The sequence below is a fragment of the Candidatus Delongbacteria bacterium genome (assembly GCA_041675285.1).
Classification (GTDB): Bacteria; CAIWAD01; CAIWAD01; order CAIWAD01; family CAIWAD01; genus CAIWAD01.
Genome location: JBAYTZ010000002.1, coordinates 114,055 through 129,248, shown reverse-complemented (window position 1 = coordinate 129,248; position 15,194 = coordinate 114,055). Strand labels below are relative to the sequence as shown.

Below are 15,194 nucleotides of genomic sequence, written 5' to 3'. Positions count from 1 at the left end.
CGCCGGCGCGGCGAAGAACTTAGCCGCAACCACCGCTCTTCTTGCCGCCCCCGGCCAGCTTGACCTTGGATTCGAACTCCGGCTTGCTGGAGTGGTGCATGTCGGGCCAGGCTGCGGGCCAGCGTTCGCCCAGCGCCACGGGCACGACCCAGCGCGCGTCGTCCGCCCCCGCCCCGGGCCGGGCCTGCAGGCCGCCGCCATAGCGGGCCAGCCAGGCGTTCAACCCGCCTTCCAGCAGGTAGACGTTGGGCACACGCCGGGCCTGCAGCTCGCGCCAGACCTCCGTCGCCCGCTCCTCGCCGTTCCCCGTCAACACCAGCACGGCGCCCTCGGGCAGGCCGCCGCGGATCAGCCGCTCCAGCCCGTCGGCTTCCAGCCGCACGGCGCCCCGCAGGTGGAAGAGGTTGTAGTCCGCTTCGCCGCGCACGTCCAGCAGCTGCAGGTTGACGGTCGGGTCCAGCATCAGGCTGGCCAGTTCCGCGGGCTGGATCTGCACCCGGCGCTCGCGCAACCGGGCCTGGGCCTCATCCAGTCCCGCCCAGCGCTCGCGCCAGTCGGGCTGGCCCACCAGCACCAGCCCCGCCGCGGCCGCCAGCAGCAGCCAGGGCCCCGCGACGGCCAGGCGCGTGCGCGGCTCCGACTGGCCCGTGGACCAGTCCTTCAGACGGTTGGCGCCCCAGAACATCCCCAAGGCCATCAGCACGACGGCCAGGGCCACCCAGCCCGCGTCCACGCCCGCCAGCTCCGGCAGCGTCAGGCGCCCGGCGGAACCGCTGTTGGCGAAGGCCGCGATGCCGTCCGCCGTCTCGCCGAAGACCGTGATGCCCGCCAGGGCGCCCAGCACGAAGAACAGCCCGTCGAGTTTGAAGGTGGCCAGACTGACCAGCGAGGTGCCCGGACAGTAGCCGCCCAGGATGAAGCCCACGCCCATCACCAGGCCGCCCGCGATCCCGGGCCACCAGTAGGTCGGGTTCACCCACACGTCCTCGTAGGAGAGCCAGCCCAGCGCCGTGGCCCAGAAGATGAGCAGCATGGCGCTGACGATGGCCGTGAACATCACGCGCAACACGGCCAGGTCCTTGAAGTAGAACTGGCCGGCCAGGCGCCGGGAGTCGCCGAACCCGGCAGATTCCAGCACCCAGCCGAAGGCCGTGCCGATGAGCAGCAGGACCAGCGTGCTGCCGGCCTTTCCCAGCTGCAGGGCGAGATCAAGCGGAAACATGCGTGCCTCCCGTCCACAGGCGGCGCGCGAACCAGGCCACGCCGTAGCCTCCGGCGAACACCGACAACATGAAGGCCCAGGAGCCGGCGGAGAGCACGGCGCCGCCCGAGAGGGCCTGTCCCGATGTGCAGCCCCGGGCCAAGCGGGCACCGAAGCCCATCAGCGAGCCGCCCAGGAAGGCCCAGAACCAGCGTTGCCGCGGCCGGATCCCCGGGCCCCGATAGGTCTCAACGCCCAGGCGGCGGTGGAACCAGCCGGAGAGGAAGCCGCCCAGCAGCACGCCGGCCAGCTCGATCACCAGGTAGTTGTCCAGCGCGTTGCGGCCCGAGCCGGCCAGTTTGGCCAGGTAGGGCGTCTCGTCCACGTGCGCCGGGGCCAGCAGGTCCGTGGCGAACGTGGTCAGCCGCTGCAGGCCGCCGGAGGCTCCCAGCCCGTTGCTGGTGAGCGCGAAGGCCAGGAAGAGCAGCACGCCCAGCAGCAGGCCGGCGGCGTAGGAGTTCCAGTAGCGGGGTGCGGAGTCCATCATTCGTCTCCCTGCGTCGTGCTGGTGTGGTGCGCCTCGATGCGACCCACCTGGGGCAATCCGTAGCGCCGGGCGGGGGCGGGCTGGCCCGCGGGCTGCTTTTCACTGGCGTGCAGCTCCTCCCAGCCCACCAGCATGGCCTTGATGTTGGCCAGGGGCGTGTGGCCGGTGGTGGCCAGGTAGATGTGCATCAGCAGGAAGGCGGCGAAGGACCAGGCGATGAGCGTGTGCACGGTGCCCAGCCAGGCCAGTCCGCCCAGTCCTTCGGTGAGCAGCGGCCAGCGCTGGGCGCCCCAGATCAGCAGGCCGGTGACCAGTTGGGCCGGCAGCAGGAGGTTCAGCACCAGCAGGTAGGTCACTTTCTGCAGCGGATTGAGCTTGTTGTCCGGGTCCTTCTCGATGGGATGGGGCTCGCCGCGGAAGATGCCGCGCAGGTAGTAGGCGGCCTGCCGCCAGGCCATGTCGAAGAAGCCGCGGGGATGCGGGATGAATTGCAGGATCTCCTCGGTGAAGATGTGGTAGAGCAGACCCAGCACGGCGTTGGCGATCAGCGCAAAGCCCAGCAGGTTGTGGAGCGTGGTGGCCGTCTGGAAGCCCAGCAGCGACCAGGTCTGCGGGTGGTGGATCTCCACGCCCGTCCACATCAGCAGCAGGATGGCCACTGCCTGCAGCCAGTGCCAGATGCGTTCGTGGAGCGTGTAGTAGTAGATGCGGGCCATCAGATGCGCTCCTTTCGGCGGGAGGCGCGCCAGCGCAGGCCCCCGTGCAGGCCGGCGCCGCCGAGCACGAGGCCCGTCAGCAGCAGACCCAGGTGATCCGTCGTGCCCAGGCCTGCGGCGCCCATCACGTAGGGTGAACCGTTCCGGCGGCCGGGCTTCAGCCACAGGCTGCCGTCCGCGTGGCGCTCCAGGGTGGCGTCCGCCAGCCCTCCCCCGTCCCACACGACGTCGGGCAGCACCTCGCCGGGCACCCAGGCGGCCACTTGGTAGGCGCCCGTCACCCGGCCCTGGGGATGGTGGCAGTCTGTGCAGGCCCGCAGGGCGTGCGTGCCGCGGGTGACGCCGTGGTGCAGCGGCTGGGGCCGGAGCTGGGCCACGATGCGCGCGTCCGTCAGGCCGGCGGCCACCAGCTGCGCCTGGATGGCGCCGACCTTGGCCGGGTTGTCCAAGCGCCGCTCGGCGGCCTCCGCCCGGCCGTCGTGGTTGGCGTCGAAGGGCGCCAGGCGCGCCGGTTCGGCCTCCAGGCCCTGCCAGGCCCGGCGCAGGATCTCCAGCGGCACGGGTTGGGGAGGATCCCCCGCCACCCAGAGCCAGACACTTTCCAGCAGCACGGGCTGCAGGCGCGCGCGGCCGTAGTCCACGGCCTGGGGCAACAGCAACGGCCGGGCCCCGTGCTGCAGCAGGCGAAGATCCGCCGGGTCGCCCGCACTCCCGCGCCAGCTCTCCAGCGGTTGGCCCGCCTCGTCCAGGGCGGTCCAGTCGAGCTGCAGCCGGGCGCCCGCCGGCAGGTCGGGGATGTGGCAGGCTTCGCAGCTCAAGGCCTGCAGGTGCAGGCGCGTATTGGGCAGCCAGGCATGCTCGGTCTCGGCGCTGTGACACACGGTGCAGGTCAGTCCGGCGCCATCCGTCTCCTGGCCGCTCAGCCAGCCGCCCACCAGCCGGTGGGAGGGGCTGTGCAGGAACTCGCCGGGATCCAGCCCGCGGGTGTCGGCCAGCAGGTGCGCCGGGCTGTCCTCCCGCGGCAGGGCGGCGCGGGCCGGATTGTCCACGGAGGCGTGGCAGTCCGTGCAGCTCAGCAGACGCTCCGCGTGCACGTCCCAGCTGCGGTCCAGGCCCTGCTTGCCGGCCAGGTTCAGGCCGGAGTCGCTGACGCGCTGGGGACTGTAGATGAACGCGGCGGGATCGCGCCGCCAGCCCGCCGCCCCCGCCAGGCTCAGGGCGTCGCGCTCCTGCCAGACCAGGCCGTGGCACTGGCCGCAGCGCTCGTCGTCCGGATCGCCCAGGGGCAGAAGATCGATGGGCCATTGGCCCTGGGCGTCGAAGGCCTCCCGGCGCCAGCGCCAGCCGCCGGCCGTGGTCTCCAGCAGGCCGGTGGGCAGCAGCGCCGCGCTGGCGGCCCAGGCCGGCCGGTCCAGACGCAGGGCCTCCCGGCGCCCTTCCACGCTGGCGGATGCCAGGTGGCAGAGCAGGCAGTCCTCTTCCAGGCCCAGGGCCAGGGCCGGACCGCCGCCCACGTGGCGCGGACCCACCCGCCTCAGCCAGTCCGCGTCGGCCTCCGGACCCGCGGGCCCGGGGGCGTAGAGCAGCGGATCCCAGCGGTCATAGGGCGCGGGACCCCGCTCCCAGGGCCGCGCCTGGCGCCGCTCTTGGTCGGTGAATTCCAATCCGGCGCCCAGCCAGCCGTGGACGCTGCTCTCGTGGATGGCCTCCACGTCGTGGCAGCCGCCGCAGGTCTGGTCCGGCGAATAGGGCGCGCCGCTCTCCAACACGGGCCGCCCGGCGCTGTCCAGCAGGACGAAGGCCGGATGCAGGCCGGCCAGCACGGGCGTCGCCAGGGCCAGCAGCGCCAGGGTCAGCGGACGCTTCATCGGGCGACCCTCCGGCGGCCACGGGCCGGCTGGCCTTGCCGCCCTCCGTGGGTGAGCGGATCCCCCCGGTAGCCCAGCGCCTTCCAGTTCATCCGGCCCGGCTTGCCGTGGCAGTCCTGGCACTGCAGGGCCTTGGAGGACTCGGTGACCATGTGGGAGAGAGGCCAGAACATCTCCGTCGGGGCGAAATCGTAGCTGCCGGAGTAGGGCAGACCGGTCTTCTCGCAGCCCAGGCGGGCGGCCTTGTCCCAGTCGAAGTCTGTCCAGTAGCCGCCTTCGCCGTAGGTCTTGGGCACCAGCAGGGTCTTGTGCTTCGTGTCGTAGATCTGCTTGCCCGTGTGCAGCTTGAAGGGCCAGATCCGGGCCTTGGGGTCCCGGATGTCGCCCAGGGGTCCGGCCAGCCGGGTGGGCCGACTGGGGTCGATGCGCTCCCCCAGCAGGTAGTGGGTGGAGCTGCCGTTGTACCAGGCGTAGACGGGCGTCACGTCCTCCTCCCAGATGAAGCTGCCCTTGATGGCCTTGTAGCGGTGCGGGTCGCCCAGGGCCGCCTCCCGGCGGGCGTCGCCGGCCGTTGACCAGTCCCAGTCCAGCTTGGTGCCTTCGTCCACGGCCATGCTGGGGATGTGGCAGGTCTGGCAGGCCAGGGCGTTTTCGTGGGCGTTCAGGCGCTGGTCCTTGTGCGCGCCGGTGGAGTGGCACTTCAGGCAGGAGAGGTGGTTGTGATCGTCCACGCTGACCGACATCACGCGCCCGGGCAGCTCGTGGTGGCTGCCCGCGTGGCAGTCCACGCACTGGAAGCCGTGGCCGCCCATGTGCACGTCGACGCGCGTCTCCGGATGCAGCAGGCTCTGGTCCAGGTCGCCGTGTTTCACGGCGTCCCCGCCGCCGCCGTTGAAGTGGCAGGAGCCGCAGTTCTGGCGGGTGGGCCGGCCCACGCTGCGCGCCGCCGCCAGCAGGTCCACGTCGGCTTCGGGCTGCCCGGCCAGTCCCTTGCGGTAGCCCCCGCCCGTGTGTTCGTGGCAGACCAGGCAGTCCACGTTCTCGGCGCGGCTGAAGTCGAAGTGCTCGTCCTCCCAGCCATAGCCCGCGTGGCAGCTGGTGCAGCGCGGCCAGTTGCCCTGGATGCCGATGCAGAAGTTGTTGAGCAGGTTCTTCTTGCCGATGGCCTCGCGCCGGCCGCCGGGCAGGGGGACGGGATCCCCGACCCAGTTCCAGTGGGCCGTGCCCATCACTTCGCGCGCCGCGTCCGGGTGGCAGCGCAGGCAGGCCCGGGTCACCGCCGGACCGTCACCCAGCGGCGTCTGGAAGAAGCTCTCATGATCGGTGTGCGGCCGGGACGGGGCCGGTCGGCGCACGGCGGCGGAGACCGGGACGGCACTCAACAGCAGCAGTCCCAGGCCGAGCGCTCGCAGGCCGCGCGACCAAGGCAGATGGGGAACAGACAACATGCGGATTCCTGAAATAATTGATAGCATGAAAATTCACGGGACATGATAACACAGGCTGTCAAGAAAATCACCAGTGAAGCTGAGACTTTCTCATCAGCCGGCTGGCGAATTGCTCGAAGTCAATGATGATGAACAGCATCAATCAGGAACTTCGCCACGTCTCCAGGAATTGGTTCATAATATGAATTGATAATTCATTTTCAAAACAGGGGGTCGGCAGGCAGCGCGGGCGGATCCGACAAGAAAACGCCCCGCCGCCAGCTGGCGACGGGGCGAGGAAAGGCCGGTGAGAAGCTGCGGCTACTTGAGGCGCAGGAACTCGATGCGGCGGTTCTGGGCGCGGCCTTCCGGCGTGGCGTTGTCCGCCACGGGCTGGTCCGGTCCGAAACCCTTGGTCCGCATGCGGGCGGGCTCGATGCCGCGCTCCACCAGCCAGGCCATCACCGTGTCGGCGCGGCTCTGGGAGAGGCTGCGGTTCATCTGGGCCTTGCCCTGGTTGTCCGTGTGGCCCTGGATCTCCACCTCGATCTCAGGATTCTCCTGCAGGGTGCGCAGCACCTTGCCCAGCGGCTCGGCGGATTCGGGCTTCAACGTGGACTTGCCCGAATCGAAGTTGATGCCTTCCAGCACGATGGACTTGCCGGCTTCCACCTGCACCTCGGGCTTCTTGTCCGGGCAGCCGTCCTCGTCGCGATAGGCGTTGACCGTCTCGGGCTCGTTCGGGCACTTGTCGTTGACGTCCAGGATGCCGTCGCCGTCGTTGTCGGGATCGGGGCAGCCGTCCTCGTCCTGGAACTGGTCGACGTCTTCCTTCTCGTTCGGGCACTTGTCCTTCACGTCCAGGATGCCGTCGCCGTCGTTGTCGGGATCCGGGCAGCCGTCCGCGTCCTGGAACTGGTCGGCGTCTTCCTTCTCGTTCGGGCACTTGTCCTTCACGTCCAGGATGCCGTCGCCGTCGTTGTCGGGATCCGGGCAGCCGTCCGCGTCCTGGAAGCCGTCCTGATCCTCAGGCTCCGTCGGGCACTTGTCCAGCTTGTCGATCAGGCCGTCGCCGTCCGTATCCCGGGGCTTGCCCGGCACCCAGGCCAGGCCGGCCGTCACCGTGTACCAGCCGTCGTCGGCGTCGCCGCCTTCCCAGTCGTCCAGGAAGTCGGTGGTGCTGGTGTGGTAGAGGGCTTCCAGGTTCAAGGCGAAGTTGTCCGTGAGGTCGTGGCTCAGTCCCACGCCGAAGGGCAGGGCCAGGGCGCTGACGTCGCTGTTCTTGCTCCAGTCGTGGTAGGCCGGATGCTGCTCGTCGTTCTCCGAATCCTCGGCGTTGAAGCTGACCCACTCCAGGCCCAGGCTCAGGTAGGGGTTGACGGCCATCTCACGGAAGGGCAGCCACTTCAGCCGACCCATCACCGCGGTCAGCGGCGTCTTGAAGCCGACGTTCTGGTCTTCGGCGCGCAGGTTCGTGCCCGCCACCACCAACCCGCCCGCCAGCTTGTCGGAGAACCAGTAGTGCGCGGCCAGATCGCCCAGGGGCATCCAGTCGCCGTCGTCGAGATCGCCCCAATACGAGGCCACGCCCACGTCCAGCCCCAGTTCCACCTTCTTGGCGCGCTCAATCGCCTGGGCGCTGAGGGAAGATCCCAGCAGCACGCACAATCCCGTTGCAACCCAGTTCATGGGTACACTCCTGTGGTTTATCACTTGGTGTTGTTCATGTCTCGCGCCCCGTTGGAGGGGACTCGATCCGGTGCGACGGTCTCAAGAACGCAATTCCGCTCTTCGCATGGGAGTGATCGGGGTCACAGCGGGCGGAAGACCCTCAGCCCACGATGACGAAGGTCCCCACCTGCACGTTGCCCTTTTGAGTCGGGGTCTGGTCCTCCACCGAGAAGTAGTAGAGGCCTGGCGCCACCTGCTGGAAATTGCGGTTGTTCAGGTCCCAACTCTCGGAGTGCGGACTGGCCCAGCGCAGGTTGGCGTCGCCCTGGAGGTTGTGGGGCAGGATCTGCACCAGGTCGCCGGCCACCGTGTAGATACGGATCAGGCACTTCTCGGGCAGGTTGAAGAAGTCCAGCCGCCGGTCCTGCTGCGGCAGGTACTGCGGGTCGCCGTCGTCCTGATTCTCCCAGGCCAGGCCGTCGCCGCCGCCGAAGCCGACCATGTAGCGCGTGGTGTAATCCTGGTCCAGCCGGTAGGGATTGGGCACCACGCCCACCTTGCGGCTGGCCAGCCCGGAGGGCGCCAGGCGCTGGGCGTTGGCCGTGCGGGCGCTCTCCAGGGGTTCCGTGCCGGTGAAGAAGTCGCCGTAGTCGTAGGAGGTCACGGCGTACCAGCGCGGGAAGAGCGAGCGCACCGGCGCCAGTCGCAACTCATAGACCGTGTAGTCCGCGGCCACGTCGTACTGGCTGTTGCCGTTCTCGTCGCTGAAGGGCTCGCCCGCGTCGCGCTGGCGGTTGGCGTCCAGGTCCTGGAAGGGCTCGCCCGCGTCCCACTGGCCGTTGCCGTTACGGTCGCTGTAGGGTTCCGGGCTGTTCCAGACCAGGTCGCCGTTCAGGTCCTCGAAGGGCTCGGTCCAGCCGTGGGGGCGGCGAATGGCCTCCAGACCGTTGTTGGGGCCCACCGCCTGGCGGTTCCAGTTCTCCTCCGTCGAGTCGGGCGGCGCCTCGCCGAAGCCCCGCGAGTCGGGCAGGCTGCGCAAGAGGCCCTCGCGGTCGAAGTAGGCGTAGTCCACCCGATCGTACTCGGCCAGCAGGGCGTAGCGGCCCTCGAGGTTCTCGTCGCCCACCCAGACCCGGTAGCCCTCGAAGTCGCGCAGGTGGCTGAAGGGATCCACGTAGCGCTCGGCGTTGTCCTTCCAGCGCAGCACGATGGCCTCGTCCTCGGTGGAGGCCAGCACCACGGGCGGCGGCGGCGGCGGCGGCCCCTGGAAGTCGGGAATGCCGTCGCCCCGGTCCAGCAGGCCATTGAGATTCAGGTGCCCGATGAACCAGTCGCAGATGTCGCTTCCGCCCAGGCTGATCCGCCGGCGTCCGCCGGCGCCGTCGTTGACCCAGGCGTGGCCGGACTGGCTGAACTTGGGGCCGGCCCAGACGAAGCCCGAGTCCGCCACGAAGTTCTGCAGGCTCCAAAGCAGCTCGTCCTCGCCGGGATCCAAGAGGCCGTTGTTCTCGCTGCCGTCGGCGTCGGGTCCGCGATACCAGCCCATGAAGTGCCCGAAGTACCAGACCGCGGCGCTGTCCTGGTCCCCCGGCAGGACGGCGTAGAGCCCGTCGCTCCCCGCGTCCTCGCCGTACCAGCCGTCCCCCGTGTCCGGCACGCCGTCCCCCTCGTCCAGATCCTGGGTGGCGGGGACGCCGTCCTGGCCGAAGTCGAAGACCGGCGTGTCCACCAGCTCGTTGTCGTAGATGCGCTGGGCCCAGAGCGCGCTGTTCTCCAGCGAGCGGAAGTCGTAGAGGTCGGGGTCCAGCGTGCCGTCGGCGGCCTGGGGCGCGTTGGGCGCGTGGAAGTTGAGGCCCGCCACCAAGGCCACGCTGAAGCTGAACTTCTCGCCGGGGTTGAGCCGGTAGACCCAGTTGCCCTGGCCGTCCACGTGGTCGTAGACGCCCATCGGACCCCAGCTGATCAAGTAGCGCGTGTCGTAGCCGTTGGCCACGTCCGCCGCGTCGTAGGAGCCCGCCGCCGGGTCGCTCCAGGGCTCCGTGCGCAGCAGGCTGCCGTCGCCCGCCCGCCACTCCTGCGGGTGGGCCAGGATCCAGGGCGTGTCGTCCACGCTCCACTGGTTGTAATCGAATTCGCCGTTGGAGAGGATGAAGTACTTCTCGCCGTCGCTGGTGGGCGTGCCGCGCAGGAGGCTCCAGTTGCCGCGCGGCGTGCCGCCCCAGCTCTGCCAGGCGGGGCCGAAGTCCTGGGCCGCGCTGAGGCTGGAGGTCCACCAGTTGAACGAAGTGCGCAGTTTGGGATTGGGGCTGCGCAGCACGCGGAAGCCCGTCACGTGGGGCGAGGTGAACTGGTTGCCCTGGTCGATGTCCGCGTCGCGGCCGTCGTTGTCGGCGATCCAGGCGGTGTTGACGGCGATCCACTGGCCGCGCGCGCTGTCGTAGGCCTGTTCGATGAAGCCCGCGATGTCGTCCAGGTTCTTCTCCTGGTAGCCGCGCCGACCCACGTCGCCGTCCACGTAGAGGCCCACGAAGAGGTTCTTCAGGTAGCGCGAGGCCACGTTCTCCACTTCGTAATCGATGATCAGCAGCCGGCTGGCGTACTCGTAACTCCAGGAGTAGCTCTTCTGGGTGATCCGCAGGCCCAGCGGGCGGTGGGTCACGCCCTCCACCGGCGGCGTGAATTGGTTGTCCACCAGCGTGTCCGTGTAGGCGGCGATGAAGTCCTGCTCGCTCACCGCCAGTTCGCTACTCACCGGGTCGCCCAGCCGGTTGTAGGCCCCCGTGCGCGTGGAGCGCTCGAGGATCGGCGTGCGGTCGTCGGGGTAGAATTCGTGGGCCTCGCCGGCCACGTAGCCGTCGGCGCCCGTGCTGACGCGGGCGGTCTCCAGGCCGCTGGGCTCGACGATCAGCGCGCCCACCCAGAGCCCCGCCGCGAACAGGTACTGCACGCGGCTGCCGCCGGGCACCTCGCACTGGGGCGCCCAGTCCAGCGCCTCGGCGTCCAGGTAGGCGTCCTCGTCGTAGTCGTTGAAGTTGCCCAGCCAGCCCCAGTTGTTCACGGTCAGCCAGATGCTGCCGAAGCGGTGGGTGCGGTTGTCCAGCCAGGGCAGCGCGTCGGTGCGTTGCTCCTTGTGGACCGTTCCCTCGCGGATCAGGTAGTCGGCCCGCGCGGGCGAGGCCAGGGCCGCCAGCAGCGCGAGCCACAGACTGAAGACGGGAAGGAGCACGGAGCGTGAGGCCGGCATGGAACCCCCGGTGAGGATGGCGTTGCCTGAAAGTAGGAAGCTGGGCGCCGGAATGCTGCTCGCCCGGCGTCCCGCAACCTGTCAAATGGCTGACCAGCCCCTTTCCGGCTTGTCCTGGCCGTGGCGGGGTGGAATCTTGCGGGCGCGTGCGGGTCTGTCCCACCCCAGCCGCAGATTGTGGACGATTCGCAGCGACTCCCGACGACGAGCGTCGGGACAACCCAACCGGAAAGGACACCCCGATGACGTGGAAGGATCTGCTGCAGGCGGAAGTCGACGACACTTACCGCCGCACTCTCGGATTGCTGGAGCTCGTGGACGACGGCGCCCTGGACTGGAAGCCCGCCACCGGCGAGAACTGGATGAGCACGGGCCAGCTGCTCCACCACCTCACCAACGCCTGTGGCTTCTGTTTCAAGGGCTTCGTGACGGGGGACTGGGGCATGCCGGCGGATTTCGATCCCAGCACGGCCTCCCACGAGGACATGCTGCCGCCCGCCGAGCGGCTGCCCGCCGTGGCCAGCGTGGCCGAGGCGCGCCGCCTGGTGGAGGAGGACCAGGCCCTGGCCCTCGCCACCCTGGCCGGCGTGAGTGAAGAGGAGCTGGAAACGCGGCCCGCCCCGGCGCCCTGGGATCCCTCCCAGGTGCTGCTGGGCCACCGTCTGCTGCAGATGGTCGAGCACCTCAAGCAGCACAAGGGCCAGCTCTTCTACTACCTCAAGTTGCAGGGCCAGCCGGTCAACACCATGCATCTCTGGGCCTAGGATCCGGGCGCGGGCGGTTGGCCCTTGGCTGACCGCCCGTGGCTGACCGCTCGTGATCCATCACCACAGAGGCACAGAGGCACAGAGCTTTTGGTGGACTCGGCCTGAAGGTTCGTGGAGATGTGGCCGGGACTGGTGCGGCTGGGGTGCGGCGGGGTTGAATCTGGACCGTCAGTCAGAAATGCACGGGCGTGGGCCTTATCTTGGTTCCGGAACCACGAACCAGGAACCGGCGCCACGGGGCGCCGCCGGCCACAATCGGAAGGACCCGATGGCGCAGCCTGTCCGACCCCTGATCCTGCGTGAAGAGATTGCCAGCAGCGTCATCCACGGCGTAGGCTTGGTCTTCGCCCTGGCGGGCCTGGGCGTGCTCACGGCCTTCGCCAGCACGCGCGGCACGCCCTGGCACGTCACGGCCTGCAGCATCTACGGCGCCACGCTGATCCTGCTCTTCGGCGCCAGCACGTTGTACCACGCCGTCACCCAGCCCCGGGTCCGCGCCGTATTGCGCGTCATCGACCACAGCGCCATCTACCTGCTCATCGCCGGCACCTACACGCCCTTCACGCTGGTCAACCTGCGCGGTCCCTGGGGCTGGTCGCTGTTCGGCGTGGTCTGGGGCCTGGCCCTGCTGGGGATCATCTTCCAGACCCGCCTGCTGCGGACCCACCTTTGGGCGGGCCTGTCCATTTACCTGCTGATGGGCTGGGCCATCGTGGTCGCCGTGCTGCCCCTGCTGCGCCACGTGGCACCCGGCGGCTTGGCCCTGCTGGCGGCGGGCGGGCTCGCCTACACGCTGGGCAGCGTGTTCTACGCCTGGAAGAGCCTGCCCTGGGGGCATCCCATCTGGCACGTCTTCGTGCTGGCCGGCGGCGTGCTGCACTACTTCGCCATCCTGTTCTACGTCATTCCCCTGGCGGGCTGAGCCGTGGACACCACCCTGCTGCACAACTGGTTCGCCCTGCTGGGCGTGGCCGTGTTCGCCGCCTCGGCGGCCCTGGCGGCCGGCCGCAAGCGCTTCGATCTGATCGGCGCCACCTTTCTGGCTGGCGTGACCGCCCTGGGCGGCGGCACTCTGCGCGACCTGCTGCTCGATCTGCACCCGGTCTTTTGGATCCGGGAGCCCGTCTACCTCTGGGCCACCGTGCTGGCCACCGTGGGCAGCCTCTTGGCCGTGCGCTTCACCCAGCCACCCTGGCGCCTGCTGCTCATCGCCGACGCGCTGGGCCTGGCCTTTTTCAGCATCGTGGGCGCCCAGGTGGCGGAGTCCGCGGGCCAGTCGGGCATCGTCGTGGTGGCGATGGGCCTAATGACCGGCGTGGCCGGCGGCCTCCTGCGCGACGTGCTCTCCGGCGACGTGCCCCTGCTCTTCCGCCCCACCGAGACCCTCTACGCCACGGCCAGCATCGCCGGCGTCTCGCTCTATCTGTTCGTCCAGAGCACGGGACTGAGCCGCCCGGCCACGGCCTGGCTGGCCATGCTGACCATCCTGGCCCTGCGCCTGACGGCCATCGCCCTGAACCTGCGCCTCCCGGCCCTGGAGGTCCCCGCACCCGACGAACCGGAGTAGATCCCGAGGACCGGGAGCTCACCACAGAGTCACAGAGGCACAGAGGCAGAAGATGGACTGCTCTTGGCCTGGGTCGGGCGTGACACGTCCGACCGTTTGCTTGAGCACGAAAACACGAAGACTCAAAGGTGTTTTGTGTCATGTGAGGTGAAGGCCTTCAGGCCTGAATCAGAACCAGGTGGTGACGCCGTCAGGCGGAACCAACTACGCGGTTGCAGGAAGAACGAACGGCCGCCAGCGGAAGGCCACCGCGAGGTGGCCTGACTCTGGCGGTTGAGAAAAAGCGCCTCTTTGGCTCCACCTTTCTGGCGCAAGCAGAAAGGTGGAAAACAAGGCCCCCGGCAGACTAGCAAGACGCATTGAACCCCCATCCCTGCCTTCCCCCTTGCAGCGGGAAGGGGTCGCTACCAGGATGACAGGAGGATGCCATGGAACCAGCGCCGCGCCCCGGCGCCCTCGGGGCCTTGATTGATGAGCTGCAGCGCGCCCTTGCCGAGGTGGAGGCGCTCCTGCTGCCCCTGGACGCTGCCGCGCTGGATCGGCCCCGGGCTGAAGCGGGCGAGTTCCGCACCGTGCGCGAAGTGGTCGAACACGTGCTCTACTCGGCGCATGTGTATCACAACCTGCAGCGCCAGGCCTTCGGACTGCCCGAAGTGGACTGGAGCCCGCCCGGGCCGGACGCCGCCGAGCTGGTTGCCCGGCTGCGCGCTTTGCCCGCCGAGGCCTGGGACCTGCTGGCGGACAAGACCGACTGGACGGACGAGCAGGTGGAGGCCCTGCGCATCCACGCCGGCTGGGGCACCGTCTACGACCTGGAGCAGCTGCTGGAGCACGCGCTGGTCCACGTGCTGCGCCACCGCCGGCAGCTCGAGCACTGGCTGGACGGCTGATCCGGCGCGCCAAGGACGTGCTGCTGCTGCTAAGCTGTAGCGGCCGCGCTTTGTGCTGGAGCCGCCGCCCGCCAGTCGCCATCTTGTCCCCGGAGGCAGTTCTCCCCCCCCGGAGACCTCGGAGGTCGGCTTGTCACGGCTGTTCCCACTACCACTGGGCCTGTGCGGGCCGCTGGGCTGCACGGCACTGGATGACTCCGACCAGGGCGGGGACCTCGCCCGGCCCGCCGGACTGACCCTGCGCGTGGGGCCCATCTCTTGAGCACCGCCACCCATCCCCTCAGCGACGCCCAGTGGTGCGCGGCCCTGCCCAAGGTCGAATTGCACGTGCATCTGGAGGGCGCCATCCCGCTGGACGCGCTCTGGGCCTTGATCGAGAAGTACGGCGGCGACCCGGCCGTCCCCGACCGCGCGGCCCTGCGCCGGCGCTTCGTCTACCGCGACTTTCCCCACTTCATCGAAACCTGGGTCTGGAAGAACCGCTTCCTGCGCGAGGCCGAGGACTTCACTTTCAGCGCCGAGGCCGTGGCCCGGGATCTCCGGGCCCAGGGCCACCTCTACGTGGAGGCCTTCTGCTCGCCGCCTGACTTCGCCCGCACCGGCTTGACGCCCCAGCAGATCCTGGCCGCCCTGCGCCGCGGGCTGGATCGGGTTCCCGAACTTCCCGTGGCGCTGATTCCCGACCTGGTGCGGGACGGCGGCCCGGAGCGTGCCGCCCGCAGCCTGGAGCAGGTGGCCGAGTGTCGCGAGCTGGGCGTGATCGGGATCGGGCTGGGCGGCAGCGAGGCGGAGTTCCCGCCGGAGTTGTTCGCGGCGGTGTTCGAGCGGGCCCGCCGGCTGGACCTGCACACCTCGTGCCACGCCGGCGAGGCCGCCGGGCCGGCCAGCGTGCGCGGGGCGCTGGAGGTGTTGCGCGTGGAGCGCATCGGCCACGCCACCCGGGCGGCGGAGGATCCCGCCCTGGTGGACGAGTTGCTGCGGCGGGGCGTGGCCCTGGAACTCTGCCCGCTTTCCAATCTGCGCACCGGCGTGGTGGCTTCGCTGGCGGCGCATCCGGCGCTGAACTGGCTGCGGCGCGGGCTCAGGGTCTCGCTGAACACGGACGATCCCGCCCTGTTCCACACCTCGCTGGCCGGCGAATTCGAGGCCCTGCTCGGTCTGGGGGCCACGCGCGCCGAGGTGCTGGAGTTTCTGCGGCGGGCCCTGGACTCCTGCTGGCTGCCCGCGGACGGGCGCCGGGAACTGGCGGCGCGCTGGGCGGCGCGCCTGGCTGAACTGGTAGCGACGGGCGCCTGA

The 15,194-nt window shown here is 69.6% G+C and carries 13 protein-coding genes; 6 read left to right on the top strand and 7 right to left on the bottom strand.

The genetic code is table 11. From position 1 onward, the window contains the following. Positions 1-19: 19 nt before the first annotated feature. From WC326_02310 to WC326_02280, 7 genes are all read right to left on the bottom strand, one after another. A complete protein-coding gene (locus WC326_02310) occupies positions 20-1,222 on the bottom strand; it encodes a DUF6691 family protein (GenBank protein ID MFA7329884.1) in 1,203 nt (400 codons plus the stop codon). Next, positions 1,209-1,745, bottom strand: a complete 537-nt coding sequence (locus tag WC326_02305) for a YeeE/YedE thiosulfate transporter family protein (protein MFA7329883.1) — start codon at positions 1,743-1,745, stop codon at positions 1,209-1,211. The genes WC326_02310 and WC326_02305 overlap by 14 nt, the downstream gene beginning before the upstream one ends. Continuing rightward, positions 1,745-2,464 (bottom strand): cytochrome b/b6 domain-containing protein, encoded by a 720-nt coding sequence (locus tag WC326_02300; GenBank protein MFA7329882.1) that lies wholly within the window; start codon positions 2,462-2,464, stop codon positions 1,745-1,747. The genes WC326_02305 and WC326_02300 overlap by 1 nt, the downstream gene beginning before the upstream one ends. Then, positions 2,464-4,332, bottom strand: a complete 1,869-nt coding sequence (locus tag WC326_02295) for a hypothetical protein (GenBank protein ID MFA7329881.1) — start codon at positions 4,330-4,332, stop codon at positions 2,464-2,466. The genes WC326_02300 and WC326_02295 overlap by 1 nt, the downstream gene beginning before the upstream one ends. Further along, a complete protein-coding gene (locus WC326_02290; protein ID MFA7329880.1) occupies positions 4,329-5,780 on the bottom strand; it encodes a tetrathionate reductase family octaheme c-type cytochrome in 1,452 nt (483 codons plus the stop codon). The genes WC326_02295 and WC326_02290 overlap by 4 nt, the downstream gene beginning before the upstream one ends. Before the next feature lie 300 nt (positions 5,781-6,080). Continuing rightward, on the bottom strand, positions 6,081-7,448 hold the full coding sequence (locus WC326_02285) for an OmpA family protein (GenBank protein MFA7329879.1): 1,368 nt from the start codon (positions 7,446-7,448) through the stop codon (positions 6,081-6,083). Between the two features lie 142 nt (positions 7,449-7,590). After that, complete coding sequence (locus tag WC326_02280; protein ID MFA7329878.1) at positions 7,591-10,674, bottom strand: hypothetical protein; 3,084 nt, start codon at positions 10,672-10,674, stop codon at positions 7,591-7,593. A gap of 242 nt (positions 10,675-10,916) precedes the next feature. Between WC326_02280 and WC326_02275 the strand changes: the two genes are divergently transcribed. From WC326_02275 to add, 6 genes are all read left to right on the top strand, one after another. Then, positions 10,917-11,438, top strand: a complete 522-nt coding sequence (locus WC326_02275) for a DinB family protein (protein ID MFA7329877.1) — start codon at positions 10,917-10,919, stop codon at positions 11,436-11,438. A gap of 271 nt (positions 11,439-11,709) precedes the next feature. Then, positions 11,710-12,363, top strand: a complete 654-nt coding sequence (locus WC326_02270; GenBank protein MFA7329876.1) for a hemolysin III family protein — start codon at positions 11,710-11,712, stop codon at positions 12,361-12,363. 3 nt (positions 12,364-12,366) lie between these two features. Then, positions 12,367-13,008, top strand: coding sequence for a trimeric intracellular cation channel family protein (locus tag WC326_02265; protein MFA7329875.1), 642 nt, complete (start codon positions 12,367-12,369; stop codon positions 13,006-13,008). Positions 13,009-13,436: 428 nt separating this feature from the next. Continuing rightward, on the top strand, positions 13,437-13,898 hold the full coding sequence (locus WC326_02260; GenBank protein MFA7329874.1) for a DinB family protein: 462 nt from the start codon (positions 13,437-13,439) through the stop codon (positions 13,896-13,898). 130 nt (positions 13,899-14,028) lie between these two features. Beyond that, on the top strand, positions 14,029-14,160 hold the full coding sequence (locus WC326_02255) for a hypothetical protein (GenBank protein ID MFA7329873.1): 132 nt from the start codon (positions 14,029-14,031) through the stop codon (positions 14,158-14,160). Next, positions 14,157-15,194 (top strand): adenosine deaminase, encoded by a 1,038-nt coding sequence (gene add / locus WC326_02250; GenBank protein ID MFA7329872.1) that lies wholly within the window; start codon positions 14,157-14,159, stop codon positions 15,192-15,194. Before WC326_02255 ends, add begins: the two co-directional genes overlap by 4 nt.

What these genes read in the sequence shown, in the direction of transcription:
- WC326_02305 (MFA7329883.1), bottom strand. Translation starts at nt 1,745, where the DNA reads ATGGACTCCGCACCCCGCTACTGGAACTCCTACGCCGCCGGCCTGCTG.
- WC326_02290 (MFA7329880.1), bottom strand. Translation starts at nt 5,780, where the DNA reads ATGTTGTCTGTTCCCCATCTGCCTTGGTCGCGCGGCCTGCGAGCGCTC.
- WC326_02295 (MFA7329881.1), bottom strand. Translation starts at nt 4,332, where the DNA reads ATGAAGCGTCCGCTGACCCTGGCGCTGCTGGCCCTGGCGACGCCCGTG.
- WC326_02260 (MFA7329874.1), top strand. Translation starts at nt 13,437, where the DNA reads ATGGAACCAGCGCCGCGCCCCGGCGCCCTCGGGGCCTTGATTGATGAG.
- WC326_02270 (MFA7329876.1), top strand. Translation starts at nt 11,710, where the DNA reads ATGGCGCAGCCTGTCCGACCCCTGATCCTGCGTGAAGAGATTGCCAGC.
- WC326_02275 (MFA7329877.1), top strand. Translation starts at nt 10,917, where the DNA reads ATGACGTGGAAGGATCTGCTGCAGGCGGAAGTCGACGACACTTACCGC.
- WC326_02300 (MFA7329882.1), bottom strand. Translation starts at nt 2,464, where the DNA reads ATGGCCCGCATCTACTACTACACGCTCCACGAACGCATCTGGCACTGG.
- WC326_02285 (MFA7329879.1), bottom strand. Translation starts at nt 7,448, where the DNA reads ATGAACTGGGTTGCAACGGGATTGTGCGTGCTGCTGGGATCTTCCCTC.
- WC326_02310 (MFA7329884.1), bottom strand. Translation starts at nt 1,222, where the DNA reads ATGTTTCCGCTTGATCTCGCCCTGCAGCTGGGAAAGGCCGGCAGCACG.
- WC326_02280 (MFA7329878.1), bottom strand. Translation starts at nt 10,674, where the DNA reads ATGCCGGCCTCACGCTCCGTGCTCCTTCCCGTCTTCAGTCTGTGGCTC.